General features: G+C 67.0%; 19 protein-coding genes. 10 read left to right on the forward strand and 9 right to left on the reverse strand.

The genetic code is table 11. The features are described from left to right. Positions 1–24 precede the first annotated feature (24 nt). Positions 25–738 (forward strand): GIN domain-containing protein, encoded by a 714-nt coding sequence (locus tag CA833_RS06915; RefSeq protein WP_207079620.1) that lies wholly within the window; start codon positions 25–27, stop codon positions 736–738. A 153-nt stretch (positions 739–891) separates the two neighbouring features. Here the strand turns inward: CA833_RS06915 and CA833_RS06920 are convergent, their stop codons facing one another. From CA833_RS06920 to CA833_RS06930, 3 genes are read right to left on the reverse strand one after another with little or no spacing between them, the layout of a single operon-like run. Continuing rightward, on the reverse strand, positions 892–1,776 hold the full coding sequence (locus tag CA833_RS06920; RefSeq protein WP_207079621.1) for a metallophosphoesterase: 885 nt from the start codon (positions 1,774–1,776) through the stop codon (positions 892–894). After that, complete coding sequence (locus CA833_RS06925; protein ID WP_142636505.1) at positions 1,766–2,650, reverse strand: diacylglycerol kinase family protein; 885 nt, start codon at positions 2,648–2,650, stop codon at positions 1,766–1,768. Before CA833_RS06925 ends, CA833_RS06920 begins: the two co-directional genes overlap by 11 nt. Positions 2,651–2,696: 46 nt before the next feature. After that, complete coding sequence (locus CA833_RS06930; RefSeq protein ID WP_142636503.1) at positions 2,697–2,963, reverse strand: hypothetical protein; 267 nt, start codon at positions 2,961–2,963, stop codon at positions 2,697–2,699. A gap of 284 nt (positions 2,964–3,247) precedes the next feature. Here CA833_RS06930 and CA833_RS06935 point away from each other — a divergent pair, with 284 nt between their 5' ends. Next, positions 3,248–3,577 (forward strand): UrcA family protein, encoded by a 330-nt coding sequence (locus CA833_RS06935; protein WP_142636501.1) that lies wholly within the window; start codon positions 3,248–3,250, stop codon positions 3,575–3,577. A gap of 206 nt (positions 3,578–3,783) precedes the next feature. Here the strand turns inward: CA833_RS06935 and CA833_RS06940 are convergent, their stop codons facing one another. From CA833_RS06940 to CA833_RS06950, 3 genes are all read right to left on the reverse strand, one after another. Beyond that, a complete protein-coding gene (locus CA833_RS06940) occupies positions 3,784–4,533 on the reverse strand; it encodes a LytTR family DNA-binding domain-containing protein (RefSeq protein WP_255535876.1) in 750 nt (249 codons plus the stop codon). After that, positions 4,526–5,866, reverse strand: coding sequence for a sensor histidine kinase (locus tag CA833_RS06945; RefSeq protein ID WP_207079622.1), 1,341 nt, complete (start codon positions 5,864–5,866; stop codon positions 4,526–4,528). The genes CA833_RS06940 and CA833_RS06945 overlap by 8 nt, the downstream gene beginning before the upstream one ends. 213 nt (positions 5,867–6,079) lie before the next feature. Further along, positions 6,080–6,568: a hypothetical protein gene (locus CA833_RS06950; protein ID WP_242526307.1), complete on the reverse strand. Its 489-nt coding sequence runs from the start codon at positions 6,566–6,568 to the stop codon at positions 6,080–6,082. A gap of 128 nt (positions 6,569–6,696) precedes the next feature. On the opposite strand from CA833_RS06950, the gene CA833_RS06955 reads away from it, so the two are divergent. The 3 genes from CA833_RS06955 (at position 6,697) to CA833_RS06965 (ending at position 8,727) form a co-directional block, all read left to right on the forward strand. After that, positions 6,697–7,704, forward strand: coding sequence for an adenosine kinase (locus CA833_RS06955; protein WP_207079623.1), 1,008 nt, complete (start codon positions 6,697–6,699; stop codon positions 7,702–7,704). A 73-nt stretch (positions 7,705–7,777) separates the two neighbouring features. After that, complete coding sequence (locus CA833_RS06960; protein ID WP_207079624.1) at positions 7,778–8,302, forward strand: hypothetical protein; 525 nt, start codon at positions 7,778–7,780, stop codon at positions 8,300–8,302. Then, the gene (locus CA833_RS06965) at positions 8,299–8,727 is read left to right on the forward strand and encodes a hypothetical protein (protein ID WP_207079625.1); all 429 of its coding nucleotides are present in this window, start codon (positions 8,299–8,301) and stop codon (positions 8,725–8,727) included. The genes CA833_RS06960 and CA833_RS06965 overlap by 4 nt, the downstream gene beginning before the upstream one ends. Positions 8,728–8,751: 24 nt before the next feature. Here CA833_RS06965 and CA833_RS06970 read toward each other — a convergent pair whose 3' ends face one another. Both CA833_RS06970 and purD read right to left on the reverse strand, forming a co-directional pair. Further along, the gene (locus CA833_RS06970; protein WP_207079626.1) at positions 8,752–9,303 is read right to left on the reverse strand and encodes a hypothetical protein; all 552 of its coding nucleotides are present in this window, start codon (positions 9,301–9,303) and stop codon (positions 8,752–8,754) included. A 4-nt stretch (positions 9,304–9,307) separates the two neighbouring features. After that, entirely contained in the window at positions 9,308–10,594 is a 1,287-nt protein-coding gene (purD, locus tag CA833_RS06975) for a phosphoribosylamine--glycine ligase (protein WP_207079627.1), read from the reverse strand. A 5-nt stretch (positions 10,595–10,599) separates the two neighbouring features. Between purD and xseA the strand changes: the two genes are divergently transcribed. The 4 genes from xseA (at position 10,600) to CA833_RS06995 (ending at position 14,296) form a co-directional block, all read left to right on the forward strand. After that, on the forward strand, positions 10,600–12,129 hold the full coding sequence (xseA, locus tag CA833_RS06980; protein ID WP_207079628.1) for an exodeoxyribonuclease VII large subunit: 1,530 nt from the start codon (positions 10,600–10,602) through the stop codon (positions 12,127–12,129). Positions 12,130–12,155: 26 nt separating this feature from the next. Continuing rightward, positions 12,156–12,359 (forward strand): DUF2093 domain-containing protein, encoded by a 204-nt coding sequence (locus CA833_RS06985; protein WP_142636486.1) that lies wholly within the window; start codon positions 12,156–12,158, stop codon positions 12,357–12,359. Next, positions 12,356–13,237, forward strand: coding sequence for a peptidoglycan DD-metalloendopeptidase family protein (locus tag CA833_RS06990; protein WP_207079629.1), 882 nt, complete (start codon positions 12,356–12,358; stop codon positions 13,235–13,237). Before CA833_RS06985 ends, CA833_RS06990 begins: the two co-directional genes overlap by 4 nt. Positions 13,238–13,432: 195 nt before the next feature. After that, positions 13,433–14,296 (forward strand): esterase-like activity of phytase family protein, encoded by an 864-nt coding sequence (locus CA833_RS06995; RefSeq protein WP_242526308.1) that lies wholly within the window; start codon positions 13,433–13,435, stop codon positions 14,294–14,296. 159 nt (positions 14,297–14,455) lie between these two features. Here CA833_RS06995 and rpmB read toward each other — a convergent pair whose 3' ends face one another. Next, the gene (rpmB, locus tag CA833_RS07000) at positions 14,456–14,740 is read right to left on the reverse strand and encodes a 50S ribosomal protein L28 (RefSeq protein ID WP_142636482.1); all 285 of its coding nucleotides are present in this window, start codon (positions 14,738–14,740) and stop codon (positions 14,456–14,458) included. 116 nt (positions 14,741–14,856) lie between these two features. Between rpmB and CA833_RS07005 the strand changes: the two genes are divergently transcribed. Further along, positions 14,857–15,312 carry a nucleoside deaminase gene (locus CA833_RS07005; protein ID WP_207079631.1) on the forward strand — a complete coding sequence of 152 codons (456 nt, stop codon included), beginning with the start codon at positions 14,857–14,859 and terminating at the stop codon, positions 15,310–15,312. Positions 15,313–15,318 lie beyond the last annotated feature (6 nt).

Raw genomic sequence — 15,318 nt, forward strand, 5'->3', positions numbered from 1 at the left:
CACGAGAGAGAAAGGAACCAAGAGATGTTCAGGAAGCTGCTCATCGTATTCGCCAGCGGCGTGATCCTCTCGATCGTCGCCTTCGGCGCGGCCTGGGTCATCGGCGGGGACACGTTCCGCCAGGAAATCCACGAAAACGGCGGCTGGAACTTCGAGTTCGACGACGAGAAGGACCACGGCCCCGACAAGACCCGCACGTTCGCGCTCCAGCCCGGCAGCCACCTGGCGATGAACGTTCCGGTGCAGCTGGTCTTCACCAGGGGCGACAAGGCCGAGATGGTCGTCAGCGGCCCGCAGAAGGTGATCGACAGGCTGACCTTCGTGGACGGCAAGCTCGACATCGACGGCGACATGCACATGCGCAAGGGCCTCAAGGTGCGCATCACCGCTCCCGAGATCGAAAGCTTCGACTTCGATGCCCCCGGCGACGTGACGCTGACCGGCCTCGACCAGGACAGCCTGACCCTGAAGGCCGACGGCGCGATCAACCTCGATGCCGCGGGCAAGGTCCGCAAGCTCGATGTCCAGACCGAAGGCGCCAGCAACCTCGATCTCGCCAAGCTGCAGGTCCAGGACGCCAAGGTCGGCGTCGACGGGGTCGGCAACGTGACGATCGGCGCGACGGGTGACGTCTCGGTCTCGATCAACGGCATCGGCTCGGTCAGGCTGGTGCGCAAGCCCGCCCACCTGCAGACCGACATCAACGGTCTCGGCAAGGTCGACCGCGACTATCAGTGACGGGAATGGGCTGCGGCGGGACACATGGCCCCGCGGTAGCCGGAAAGAACAGGGCCGCAGCATCCACCAGGGATGCTGCGGCCCTTTCTGGTTGGGTTCAGTGCCGCCTAGGTGTCGTTCTGTACCCGTTCAGTGCGGTTTCAGTGCCGCCTCTCAATGCACCGGCGGATCGACCGGCGGAACCGCGCCGACCGGGGCCACCGGCTCGCCCGGCTGGCGCGGCGGCAGGGCGTTTTCGGGCACTTCGTCGATCTGCATCGCGGCGGTCGGCACATGCTCGAGATTGCGTGCGACGACATGGATCTCCTCGCCGGTGATGGTGATCTCGTTGAAGCTCGGCGGGGTCGAGCGGATGCGCCGCGACAGTGTTCCGGCGCCGATCATCCGCAGCGGTCCTGCGGGCGTTTCTGCCGTAAGATCAAAGGCATCGTGGATATGGCCGGAAAGCACCGCCATGACCTTGCGGCCGGCCAGAACCTCCATCGTGCTGCTGCCGTTGATGGTCAGCAGCTTGTTGTCGCGCGCCCGCCGTTCCAGCAGCGGATGATGCGCCGCCACCAGCACCCGGGTGCCCTTCGGCAGCGCATCGATGGCGGCGAGGGTCTCGCGCAGCGCGGCGTCGGTCACCCAGCCGTTGGACCAGGGAAACCGCTGCCACTGGGCGCGCGTCGTGGTCCGCAAGGGGACGATGGCAAGGCCCGGAAGATCGAGCTGCGCCTCGACCTGGCGCTCGATCGCGCGGAACCGGCGATAGGGATCGAAGAAGCGCTGGTAGAGGTTGAAATAGGGAATGTCGTGGTTGCCGATTTCCACGGTAACCGGCGCTTTCAGCCCCTTGATCCACGCGCAGGCGGCATCGAATTCGTGATGCCGCGCGCGCATCGTCAGGTCGCCGGTAATGGCGACGGCATCGGGCTTTTCGCGGGCGATGGCCTGCTCGGCCCAGGCGATGGCCGCGGGATCTTCCAGCCCGAAATGCACGTCGCTCAGATGGAACAGCCGCAAGGGGCGGGAATGGTCGGAAACCTCAGGATTCATCGATCGTCGTCACCAGATCGACCTCGCTGGTCGTGGGAAGGAAATGCTCTTGCGTTCCCCCGTCGAATGGTTCGCCGTCGATCAGCAGGCCCATCGGTTCGCCTTCGGGACAGACCAGCCGAAGCTGTTCGTGCCGGCCGAGGCGGTCGTGCGGGCCGTCGCGAAAATCGCGGTTGAGCAGGGCGATGCCCTGTCCGGCAAAATCGCCGGGCGTCTCGGCGTAATAGCCTTTCGCTTCAAGTCCATTGGCGGCGGGAGTCACGGTGATGGCGGCATAGCCGTCCTCGCGCGTTCCGTCGACCTTGGCGCTGTCGACTCCATCACAAACGACCTTGGGACCATTGACCGACCAGGCGATGGCATCGCGGGTGGCGGCCACGAAATCGAGCACATTGCCCGCGCGCATCGCTTCGCGCACTTCGTTCCATACCGTTCCGGGACCTGCCAGGATCCCGGTCAGCGCGATGCCGTGGCGGGTGGAAATGACCGTGGGCCGACTCGTCGGCAGCCGGTCCGGGGCGAGCCGGGCGATGATCTCGCCGGCAGGCACGTCGCCGTGGAGGCGCTTGGCCAGCATGTTCATGGTGCCGCCGGGCAGCACCAGCACCGGGCCGTCCCAGCCGCGTGCGGCGGCCACCGCGGAATGGGTCGTCCCGTCGCCGCCGAATATGGCCAGCAGGGCAATCCCGCTCTTCGCCAGTTCCGGGGCCTCGGGGGCGGATTCGCCGGGAAAGCCGATGCGGCGTTCGAGCACGAATCCGGCTGCCGTCAGTGCGGCCTCGACTTCGGCGACGGCGGCATCGTCGTTGCTGCCGCTGGCGGCGTTGCACACCAGCCAGCAGCGCGGGGCGGATGGGGAGGTTTGGCTCGTCATGGCCTCACAACCGGCCAGAACCGCAAGCGGTTCCCGGTCGCTTGCGTCACGCCCGGCCGGAGAAGATCAGCCAGGCGGCGATGCCGTTGACGATCGAATAGAGGGTGTAGAGCCAGGCCCATCCGGTCGATCCGGCGGCGACCATGATCATGGCGCCGAGCAGCATGGCGAATTCGACCAGCAGGCTCAGCCGCCCGCCGAGCGGCTGGATCAGCCAGGGGACCTGGCCAAGCAAGGAATGCCCCGATTCGAGCACCGCCTTGTGCGCTGCGAAGTTGAGCACGCCAAGACAGAAGATGACGACAAGTCCCATGGCTGCCGGCGACTGTACATGGACGGGGCAGTTCTTGCCAGCTCGGCGGCGAATCGCCGGCGATTCGGGGCGCATTTCCAGCATCGTCCAATAACGGGAAGGACTTGAGCAGACGTCCTTCGTCGAGTGCCCATGTCGTTCGTCCTTCGCATTGCCCTTTCGTCGACAGGCGGGCCGCTGCGGTCGAGGTCCGCGTGAATCGCGGGGCCGGCCGGGGCAGAAGAAACTCACCGGGCCGAAACGGGGACTTCCCGCAAATAGCCCACCACCAGGAGGAAAACACGATGATCAAGACCACTTCCATCGCCGCCGCCGCGGCAGCGCTCGTACTGACCGGCCTGACCTTTTCGGTTGCCGCACCGGCCCAGGCCAAGGACATCACGGTCAGCTACGCGGACCTCAACCTGACGAGCCTCGAAGGCCAGAAGACGCTCGCCCGCCGCCTCGATGCCGCCGCCCGTAACGCCTGCACCTACGATCAGCTCTCGACCGGCACGCGCATCCGCGATCCCCAGGCCGTCGCCTGCTACAAGAAGGCCCGCGCCCAGTCGCACGACCACATGGCGATGGCTGTCGAACGTGCCAACCGCGCCCGCGTCGCCGTCGCCAACTGAGGCTGCGGCCGGGAATGCGCAGCCAGCGCGCCGCATGAGCGGCACCGGCCTTCTCCCTGACTCGATCACCCGGCGGCAGAACTCTGCATGGTCGGGTGGGGGAGGACGCCGGTGCCGGAAAAGCCCGGCAGGATCACCGGCCGTGGATTTTCCAGAAGGCTCCCAACGAAGTCCCTAAAAAATAATTGGATGCAGACTGGCGGGCCCTAGCGGCCCGCCATTTTCTTGACCGAAGGCAGGTAAGTCCGGCCGATCCGCAAGGCTTCGCCATCGGCGGTCTCGACCGACCAGACGCCCAGGCCCTCGTGCCGCAGGCCGGTCACATGATCGCGCCGCAGGATGCAACTGCGGTGGATGCGGATGAACTGTTCGGGATCGAGGCGCTGTTCGAGGCTGGTGATGGTCTGCAGCAGCAGGTAGCTGGCGCCCCGTACATGGAGGCGCACATAGTCGCGCTCGGCATCGATCCGCTCGACATCGCCGGCGGGCACACGCACCAGTTCGGAGCGGTGCGGCACCCAGAATTCCTCCAGCCACTTGCCGGTGGGCACGGTGCGTTCGCCGCGCCGCGCGCCGACGCGCGAGATCGCGCGTTCCAGCCGTTCCGGGGCGACCGGTTTCAGCACGTAGTCGACCGCATCGAGATCGAAGGCTTCCACCGCGAATTCGTCATGCGCGGTCACGAAGATCACCGCCGGTGCCTCGGGCAGGCCGCCAAGGCGCCGGGCGACGGTGAGACCGTCGGTTTCCGGCATCGTCAGGTCCAGCAGCACCAGGTCGGGCGAGAGCGCCTCGATCAGCCGCAAGGCCGCCTCGCCGTCGCTCGCGGTGCCGATCACCGAGATCGTGTCGATACGCGCGCAGATCACCTGCATGCGCTCCACCGCCAGCGGCTCGTCGTCGACGATCAGCGCGCGCAGCGGCGCGGTGTCCAGACTTTGTACGGGTTCAGGCACGAGAATGCTCCAGCGGGCCCGCAGAGGGGGACCCAAAGTTCAGCGGCAGGCGCAGGACCGTGGCAAAACCGCCTTCCTCGCGCCGGCCGAACGTGATCTGCGCGGCATTGCCGTAGCGGGCCCGCAACCGGTCGCGGACATTGCCAAGGCCGATGCCGAAGCCCTGCACGCCCTTGACCTTGCCGCCGGGGCCATCGTCGCTGACGGAGATTACCAGTGTGTCGCCCTCCGCTTGCGCGCGGATGGCGATCGTCACCGGACGCTGGGTGGCGGCAACGGCGTACTTCACCGAATTCTCGACAAGCGGCTGCAGGATCATGCCCGGCACCATCGCATCGGAAACGGCATCGTCAATATCTATCGTCGTCACCAGGCGATTTGGGAAACGAACCGCCTCGATGTCGAAATAGAGTTTCTGAAGTTCGATCTCATCGACAAGCTTGAGGTCGCTTGTCGGATCCCCGGAGAGCGTCCGGCGATAGAACGTCGAGAGCGTCTGGATCATCGTTTCTGCATCGTCCTGCTTGCCGGTCATGACCAGCGCCGAAAGCGAGTTCAGCGTATTGAACAGGAAGTGCGGATTGACCTGGTAGCGCAGCGAACGCAGTTCCGCAGCGGCTGCTGCGCGGCGATGTTCGCCCTCGCGGCGCTCCGCCACGCGGGCTTCTTCCGCCTTGGCCAGCGCAAAATAGAGCGCGGCCCAGGCCAGCACGAGGAAGTAGCGGGTGAAGGCATAGTCCGTCACCGTGGCCCAGCGGCCATATTCCTCACCCAGGCTCTTGTTGGTGTGGATGGTGATGGAGTGGGCCTTGTTGTCGCTGGTGGTGGTCGGCTCGGGCGGAGCTGGAGCCGAAGGGGCGCTGGCATCGTCGGTCGGCGTGCCGGGCAGCCGCGGGGCGGGCTGGGTGACCGAGGTGGGCAGATCGAGGAGAATGTTGCCGGCATCGTCGCGGCTGATCCGGACATTGCCCGATTTGACGGCCTCGGCCTCTTCCTCGCTGCCGTAGGCGGGGCTCATCTCGATGTCGGAAAACACCGTCTGGTTGATGACGCTGAGCAGGAACGCCAGCGGCAGGGCGCCGATCAGCACGATCGCCAGCCTGACTCCGCCCGACTTGCGCTCCAGCATCTGCAGGAGCGGCCAGACGGCGGCCATGACCAGCATCGAGAGAATGCAGATCGTCAGCCGGCGCGAGAAGATGGCCCAGACGAACTCGTAGCCCATGATCGCCCCGCGCAGCGTCGCGACGAGGAAATAACAGGCCCAGAGCGCGGCAAGCGAGAGCAGAACGACCCGCGCAGGCACGCGCGGCTGATTGGCGACATCCGACATGGTCTACCGGAATAGCGCGAAAGTTCCCCAAGGCGCCAGTTCGCAAATCGGACGGGAATCGACCTTTGTCGAAAGATTACGGGGGTTCGAAGAGGTTAGCGGCACCGGCCCTCTCCCCCACCCTCCCACCTGCAGGATATATCGATGGGTGATAGGGCGGGGGAGAGGGCCGGTGCCGCAAAATTCGCCTGCGGCGAATTTGCAAACGGACTGTCAGCGCTTGCGCAAGGCGGCGATGCAGGCGGCGCGGTCGACGTCCTGGCCATCGGAGCCGCGCCGGGCGTCCACATAGGTCGCGACCGGCTCCTTCGATCCGGCGGGGGGATAGAGATAGACGTCGAGCAGGCAGGCGGTGCCGGTGAACTGCAGCTTGCGCGCATCGCCTTCCCACACGTCGAGACGGGGCTCGCCGAACTGGCGCACCAGTTGCGTCCGGTCGGCACCGATCACGCCCGCCACACCGGGAATCGCCTGGAGCGTGGGCGCGCGGTTGACGTGGCTGGGCTGGCGCACGTCGGGGACGCGGCCCGGAGTGCGATGCGGCGTGCGGGTGGGGTGGGGCGTGCTCTGCACCGTGCCGCCGCCGCAGGCGGAGACCATCAAGGCCAGCGCGGCGGCCGACAGCGCCCCGATCAGGCGCCGGTTCGGGCCGTTTCGGCAATTTTCGGGAAGGATGGCCGGGTTCTTGCGCGTCTGGATCATGATTGCCCCCCGCATCGCGCGCGGGAAAACGGCTGTCAACCGCGCCGCGCTTGCGAAGCGGCCGGCCGCGCGCTACTCGCGGTGGCAACTCCCGAACATTTCCAGATCATTTTAAGGACTCTCTCCGCATGGCCCAGCCCACCGTGCCGCCCACTCTTGATGTCATCGCCATCGGCAATGCCATCATCGACGTGATCGCCAACTGCAACGACGCGCTGATCGAGGAACTCGGCTTGTCGCGCGGCGGCATGATGCTGATCGATGCCGACCAGGCCAAGAGCCTCTACGAAGCCATGGGCCCCGCCCGCGAGATCTCGGGCGGTTCGGCCGCCAACACGCTGGCGGGGCTTGCCGCGCTGGGCGCCCGGTGCGCGTTCATCGGCCAGGTGGCCGAAGACCAGCTCGGCGAAGTCTTCACCCACGACATCCGCGCCGGCGGCAGCGCCTTCGACGTGCCCGCCCGCCCCGGCAACCCGCCGACCGCGCGCTGCCTGATCTTCGTGACTCCCGACGGCCAGCGCACGATGAACACCTTCCTCGGCGCCTCGCACTACCTGCCGGCCGAAGCGCTCGACGAAAGCGCGATCGCCAGTGCCGCCGTGCTTTACCTCGAAGGTTACCTCTGGGATCCGGAAGAGCCGCGTGCGGCGATGCGCAAGGCAATCGACGCGGCCCGCTCGGCCGGTCGCAAGATCGCCTTCACGCCTTCGGAATGCTTCGTGATCGACCGTCACCGCGCCGACTTCCTCGACCTGATCGAGACCGGCAAGATCGACGTGCTGTTCTGCAACGAGCACGAGATGGCGGCGCTCGTCGGCCATGACGATTTCGAGAAGGGCGTGGCCGAACTGGCGCCGAAGATCCCGGTGCTGGTCGTGACGCGCGGTGCCGAAGGCGCCGTTGCCCTGTCGCAAGGCCAGCGCGTCGAGATCGGCGCCGAGGCGATCGACCGCGTGGTCGACACCACCGGCGCGGGCGATCTGTTCGCTGCCGGCTTCCTGTTCGGCCACGTGCGCGGCAAGAGCCTCGAGCAGTGCCTCAAGCTCGGTGCGATCTGTGCCTGCGAGATCATCTCGCACTACGGCGCCCGCCCCGAAGCGGACCTCAAGGCGCTCACCGCGCCGGTTCTGGGATAATTCTCCCGCACCATTGACGCGCCATGCGCTCCGGGAGACCTTGGTACATTACCCTAGGTCTCCCGGAGGTAGCATGGCGAATGGGAATCCGGCCGGAGCGCTGGCCGTCATCGATTTCGAGGCGAGTTGTCTGCCCGAACATGGGCAGTCCTACCCCATCGAAGTGGCGGTCGCCCGGATCGACGGCGAGAACCGTGCCTGGCTGATCCGTCCGCTGCGGGCCTGGGAACACTGGGACTGGTCGCAGGAGGCCGAGGCGCTCCACGGCATCAGCCGCGCGATGCTGGACTGCGACGGCCTGCCGGCATCGCAGGTCCTTGCGGAAATCATCGCATTCGTGGGCGACTGCGCGGTCTATTCCGATGCCGAGCTCGACGAATACTGGCTGGAAGTGCTGTGCCAGGGGCTCGCCGCCGCCCTGCCCTTCCCGATCCGTTATCTCGGCGAATGGATGGTCGAGCACGGGTTCACCCGCCCGCAAGTCGTCGCCGCACTGGAAGAAGCCAAGGCCCGGCTGCCCAAGGAACATCTGGCGCGCGAGGACGCCAAGCGGCTGGCCATGGTCGTGCGCCTGCTGATGGAAAGCGAAACTGCATGAAGACCCGTGACGCGACCCTGGTGCGCATCCATGTGCCGGTCGCTGCCGAAACGCTGGCCGCGATGCTCGCGGGCGATGGCGCTGCTGCCGAGCGTGATCCTGTGCTGGCCGCGGTTCTTGCGGTGATCCGGGAGGACAATCCGCTGGGTGACTTCGGTCTTTACAAAGGCGTGTTCGAACTCAGTCCGGGTTGGGAGAGCTTTCAGCCGGGTGCCGATGCCCGGCCGACTCTGGGCGAAGCGGGGCGCACGACGCTTTCGCCCACGGCGATCCTGGCCGTTCATGCGCCCTGCCCGCCGGAGGATGCGGCCTTTGCAGCCGCACTGGACCGGATTCTCGCGATTCACCCCTGGGAAGTGCCGGTCATCGAGATCGTGCCAGTGCGGATGCCAGTGCGGATGCCCGTGCGGATACCGGTGCGCTGAAGGCCAGGAAGGCCGAGAGGCCGCTCAGAACCCGGTGGACTGGGCCGGCGGAGCCTGCTGCGCCGCCGCCTGTCCTTGCCCGCCCTGCGCCGCCTGCAAGCGGGCCGCGCACTCGTTCTTGCGCTGCGCCCGCGCGTCCGAATAGCTCTGCGCGGTCTGGCCGGGCAGTGCACAGTCGCGGTCCGGGCGGATGGGATGGCGGGCGCGGCAGCCTTCCTCGGTGGCGAACAGGCCGTCGGCGCAATCCTCGAAGGCGGCAACGTCGGCATCGTGCTGCGCCCGGCAACTGGCGGTCCAGCGCTCCTTGTAGGAGAGTTCCGCGAAGTTGAGGCAGTCCTGGTATTCCAGCTGCGCCGATTCCTGCCGCTGCCGGGCTTCCGCCTCGGCCCGCTGGGCGGCCTTCCGGCGCGCCTGTTCGGCCTCGCGCTCGGCCGCTTCGCGGGACTCCACCCGGGCTTCCTCGCGCGCGGCCTGGCCGGGCAGGACGACCCCGTAGTACCAGCCCACGCCGGTTCCCGCGATCAGCACGGCTGCCGCCAGCGAGAGTTTGAGAACCGTGTCGGCCTTGCTTGCCATCGCCTTACTCGCCGGCTGCCTTCTCGCGCGCCACTTCGCGCCAGCCGATGTCGCGGCGGCAGAAGCCGGTGGGGAAATCGATGGCGTCGACGGCGGCATAGGCCCCGGCCTGTGCTTCCGTCACCGAAGCGCCGCGTGCGGTGACGTTCAGCACGCGGCCACCGCTCGCGACCAGCGTGCCGTCCTTCAGCGCGGTACCGGCGTGGAAGACCTTGGCGCCCTGCGCATCGGCCTTTTCGATGCCGTGGATGGCGCCGCCCTTGGCGGGCGTACCCGGATAGCCGTCCGCGGCCATCACCACGGTCAGCGCGGTATCCGGGCTGAACTTGGGCGGCTGGATCGCGGCAAGGCGATTGTCGGCACAGGCGTGGAGCAGTTCGACGAGGTCCGATTCAAGGCGCATCATCATCACCTGGCACTCCGGATCCCCGAAGCGGCAGTTGTATTCGATGAGCTTGGGGCCCTGCGCGGTGAGCATCACCCCCAGGAACAGCACGCCCGAATAGGGAATGCCCTCGTTCTCCAGCGTGCGCACGGTCGGGGCGATGATGCGTTCCAGCACTTCGGCTTCCAGCGCGGGCGTCAGCACCGGGGCGGGGCTGTAGGCGCCCATGCCGCCGGTATTGGGGCCGGTGTCGCCGTCGCCCACGCGCTTGTGGTCCTGCGCGGAAGCGAAGGGGACGATGGTGGAGCCATCGGTCAGCGCGAAGAAGCTGGCTTCCTCGCCTTCCATGAATTCCTCGATCACGGCCTCGGCACCGGCCTCGCCGAAGCGGCCGGAGAAGATCTCGCGCACGGCGTCCTCGGCCTCGTCCATGGTCATGGCCACGGTCACGCCCTTGCCGGCGGCAAGCCCGTCGGCCTTGATGACCACCGGCGCGCCGAACCTGGCGAGCGCGGCCATCGCGGCGGCCTCGCTGGAAACGCGCTCGTACCCGGCGGTGGGGATGCCCGCGCGTTCGCACAGGTCCTTGGTGAAGCCCTTGGAGCCCTCCAGCTGGGCGGGCTTCCGGTTCGGGCCGAACACCGAAAAGCCCTCGGCGCGCAGCGCATCGCCGAGGCCGTCGACCAGCGGCGCTTCGGGGCCGATCACGACCAGCCCGACGACATTCGCTTCGCAGAAGGCGATGACCGCACCGTGGTCGGTGACATCGAGGTCGATGCAGCTTGCCACTTCGGCGATCCCGGGATTACCGGGGGCAGCCCAGAGCGTCTCGCAGAGCGGGGATTGCGCCAGCTTCCAGGCCAGCGCATGTTCGCGGCCGCCAGAGCCCAGAAGAAGGATATTCATTGCCCGTGCCTTTCGATGACGACGAATTCGATGATGGTCGTTCCGGTGGGCTGGTAGCGAAGCAAGCGCCCGGGGACAACGCCGCGCCGCTCTCGATCAGCGAGATTTCGAATCTGCTGAAGCGCACGGTGGAGGATCGATTCGGTTTCGTGCGCCTGCGGGGCGAGCTTTCGGGCGTGAAGCGGGCCGCATCGGGCCACCTCTACTGCGCGCTGAAGGACGACAAGGCGGTGATCGACGGCGTCATGTGGCGCGGCGGCGCCCAGCGGCTGGCGTTCCGGCCGGAAGACGGCGTGGAAGTGATCGCCACCGGCAAGCTGACGACCTATCCCGGCCGCTCGAAATACCAGATCGTCATCGAGACGATGGAGATCGCCGGCGAAGGCGCTCTGCTGGCGCTGCTGGAAAAGCTGCGCGCGCGGCTGGCGGCAGAGGGCCTGTTCGCGCCCGAGCGCAAGCGGCCCCTGCCCTTCCTGCCGCGTGTGATCGGCGTCGTGACCTCACCCACCGGCGCGGTGATCCGCGATATCCTGCACCGTCTGGCCGACCGTTTCCCGAGCCGCGTGCTGGTCTGGCCGGTGCTGGTGCAGGGCGAAGGCGCCGCGCAGCAGATTGCCGATGCCGTGCGGGGATTCTCGGCGATCCCGCCCGGCGGAGCGGTGCCGCGCCCCGATCTGGTGATCGTGGCGCGCGGCGGCGGCTCGATCGAGGACTTGTGGTCGTTCAACGAGGAAGTGGTCGTACGCGCGGTGGCCGAATCGGCGATCCCGGTGATCTCGGCGGTGGGCCACGAGACCGACACCACGCTCTGCGACTATGCCGCCGATCGCCGCGCGCCGACGCCGACCGCCGCTGCCGAAATGGCGGTGCCGGTGCGCGCGGAACTGGCCGCGACGCTGGACGAACTGGCCTATCGCATGCGTCGCTGCGCGCTGCGCCCGGTCACTCTGGGGCGCGAGCGGCTGGAAGCGCGCGTACAGCGCCTGCCCCGGCCCGAGGCGATTCTCGCGGCCAAGGCGCAGAAGCTGGACGAACTCTCCGAACGCCTGCGCCGGGGCCTGCGCGATGAAGCCGGGGCCAAGCGCGAACAGCTTGGTCGCGTTGCCGGAAAGCTCTCGCTCCCGCTGCTGCGCCACCGCGTGCAGGTTTCCGGCGAGCGGATCGAGCGCGCGGGCCTGCATCCGCGCCTGCTCCAGCGCCGCTGGGCCATGGCGCGCGATTCGCTGGCGCCGATGGCCCGCGTGCTGCCGCAGCTCGATCCCGACAAGCCGCTGGACCGGGGGTTCGCCCGCGTCACCGCGCTCGACGGCCGCACCCTGACCACGCGCGAAAAGGCCGCGCAGGAGGCCGCACTTCTGCTGCGATTCCGCGACGGTACGCTGGAAGTCACGCCCGGTTCAGGTAGCGCGGGCTCTATTGATTCGACCCCGCCTGCAGCGGCTGCGGCCGTGTCATCAGGTCCGGTCGAGGGTGCGGTTGTCAGGCGCCCGGTGCGCCAGAAACCTGAAGAACCCAGGCAGGGTGATTTGTTTTGACCAGCGCGACCTGCTAGGATTTGCCCATGCTGATGTCTTCCGCCGATCGTCCCGCCAAGCTTCAATACGGCCCCAATGGTTTCCGCGTGCTGAGCGGCGGCCATTTTGTGCTCTGCGCCGTAACCGGTGAGAAAATCCCGCTCGAGGAACTGCGCTACTGGAGCGTCGAGCTTCAGGAACCTTACGCCACCGCCGAGATCGCGACCAAGCGCCTGCTCGGAAAGGCATGACCCGCAAATTCAGGGGCGCGCTGCTGGGCGGCGCCGCTCTCGCCGCGTGCGGCCTGGTCGTGCTGGGCGGCGCGTCGCCGGCCGCGACAAGCAGCGTGACGGGCGCCGTGGCCAGTTCTTCGGGCATGACCTATTCCGGCGAAGTGACGCAGGGCGGCTGGATTCGCGGCAAGGTGCCGCAAGGCACGCGTTCGCTGACCCTCGATGGCGAAGCGGTGAAGATCGCTCCGGACGGCGCCTGGTTCGCGGCATTCGATCGGGACGCCAGGTCCAGCGCGATCCTGGTCGCCACGCTCGCCGATGGTCGCACGGTGTCGCGGACGATCCCCGTCGCCCCGCGCGCCTGGCGGATCGAGAACATCAACATTCCCCGCAAGCCCGGCGGTCCGAGCGAGGCTTTCATGAAGATCCGTCAGCCAGAACTGGACCGGATCAATGCCGCCCGCGCGCGCGTGACCGATGCGCAAGGTTGGCGGCAGCATTTCATCTGGCCGGTGAAGGGGCGCATTTCCGGCCGATTCGGCTCCCAGCGCGTCTATCAGGGGGAGCCGGGCGCTTATCATTCGGGCCTCGACATGGCGACCGGCACCAGCGGCACGCCCTATGTCGCTCCGGCCGACGGGGTGGTGATCCTTGCCGCCGAACGGCCGTTCTCGCTGGAGGGCAACCTCCTGATGATCGACCACGGTATGGGTCTCAACAGCGCTTTCCTGCACAGTTCGCAGATTCTCGTGAAAGAAGGCGATCATGTGAAGCAGGGGCAGGTGATCGGGCGGATCGGCATGACAGGCCGGGCGACCGGACCGCATCTGCACTGGTCGATCAAGTGGAACGATGCGCGGCTCGATCCGATCCTGTTCACGGGGCCAATGCCATGATTTGCGCGGGATAATTGCACAAAGCTGCTTGCGGCCCGGACACGATTGCCTATCCCGTTTCTTGTGCGCCGCGTCATCGCCCTCTCCGCCGTGCTGGCGCTTCTGCCGCTGACCTGGGCGCGTACGCCGATCCCGGCCCTGAGGGACACGTTCGAACTCGGGTTCACACCCGTTGCCCTTCCCTCGCCCGATCGGATGGCGGCGCATCTGGGGCCGTTCCATCTCGAACGAATCTGGGAATTGCGCAGTCGAACCCGTCGTTTCGGCAGCTATTCGGCTCTGCTGATCCGCCCGGGCGGAGAGTTTCTGGCACTCAGCGATTCGGGCAATTACCTGCGTTTTCGGGCGCCCGGCGAACCGCAAGTGAACAGCCGAATCGGGGAATTGCCGCTTTCCGATGACGACTCGAAATCGTCGCGCGACGTTGAGTCGGCCACGCAGGATGCTTCCGGCACGATCTGGCTGGGGCTCGAAGGGCGCAATGCGATCTTCCGGATGACTCCCGGACTCGATGTGGCGGACCTGCACGTCGAACGGCGGGTCAGCCCTCCATCGATGCGTGATTGGGGCGTGAACACCGGGCCGGAGGCGATGACCCGTCTGGCCGACGGTCGATTCGTCCTGCTGCGTGAGGGATTTGCGGGCTGGAGTGACCGGCTCCACCCCGCCGTCGTTTTTGCCGGAGATCCCACTGAAAACGCGCGCGTGCAGCAATTCACGTTCGACGGACCGGCTGGCTTCAGCCCCACCGACATGGTGCAACTGCCCGACGGGCGTCTGCTCGTGCTGATGCGGCGGCTGATATGGCCTATGCCCCAGCGCTTTTCCGGACGCATCGCCATTGGCGATCCCAAGGCGATTCGTGCCGGCCAACCCTGGCGGGTCACGGAAGTGGCGCAGCTGTCCTCGGACCTCCCGGTCGACAATTTCGAGGGGCTGGCGGTGGTGCCGCGCGCCGATGGCCAGTTGACCGTCTGGGTGATCTCCGATGACAACTATTCACCGCTCCAGCGCACGCTGCTCTGGAAGATGCGTGTCGATCCGGCGGACTTGCCTTAGGGCTAGCAGGTTGAAGCTGCTCGGAAGGGCACTGTCCGGAATCAGGACATGCAAAAAGGCCCGGAATCCGGACATGCAAAAAGGCGCGCATGGCCTAATGCCTGCACGCCCTTGTTGCATGTCCTGAAAATCACGCTTCCCGAAGGAAGCGTGCGAGAATCAGGCGGCCAGCTTCTTCTTGAGCTCGCGCTTCACCTTGAGGGCGCGCGTGCTGAGCTTGGCGTCGGCAGCCTTGAGCAGCCAGTTGTCGAGGCCACCGTTGTGCTCGACCGAGCGCAGGCCGTGGGTCGAAACGCGGAACTTGAAGCTGCGCTCCAGGCCGTCCGACAGAAGCGTGACGTTCTGCAGGTTGGGAAGGAAGACGCGCTTGGTCTTGTTGTTGGCGTGGCTGACGTTGCAGCCGACCTGGCGGCCCTTGCCGGTCAGTTCGCAGATGCGGGACATGTCTAACTCTCGCTCGAAAAAATCTGTTGCCGTTAAGTACGGGAAGGCGCGCCCTTAGCGATTCCCCCCGCGATGGTCAAGTTGCACACAGCTTTTTCAGCCGCTAGCGCTTGGGAATGACCCGATGGCCGCTCCCCCCATACATGCAACTCGCCCTCGCGCAAGCGCGGGAAGCCGCGGACTGCGGCGAAGTGCCTATCGGTGCCGTGGTGGTGAAGGACGGCGCGGTGATCGCCGCTGCGCGCAACGGCCCGCGCGAGCGGCACGACCCCACCAGCCATGCCGAGATCGAGGCGATTCGCGCGGCGGCGGCGATTCTCGGCAATGAGCGACTCGAAGGCTGCGAGCTCTGGGTGACGCTGGAACCTTGCGCGATGTGTGCGGGCGCGATCTCCCACGCGCGCATCGCGCGGCTCTATTACGGCGCATCGGACCCCAAGGGCGGCGCGGTCGAGCATGGCGCGCGGGTGTTCGAGCATGACCAGTGCCTGCACCGGCCCGAGGTCTACGCCGGGATCGGCGAAAGCGAAGCCGCGCAGATGCTCCGCAGCTTCTTCAGGGCGCGGCGCTGAGGCCGG

Origin of the sequence: Novosphingobium sp. KA1 (assembly GCF_017309955.1) — a bacterium.
Taxonomy (GTDB): Bacteria; Pseudomonadota; Alphaproteobacteria; order Sphingomonadales; family Sphingomonadaceae; genus Novosphingobium.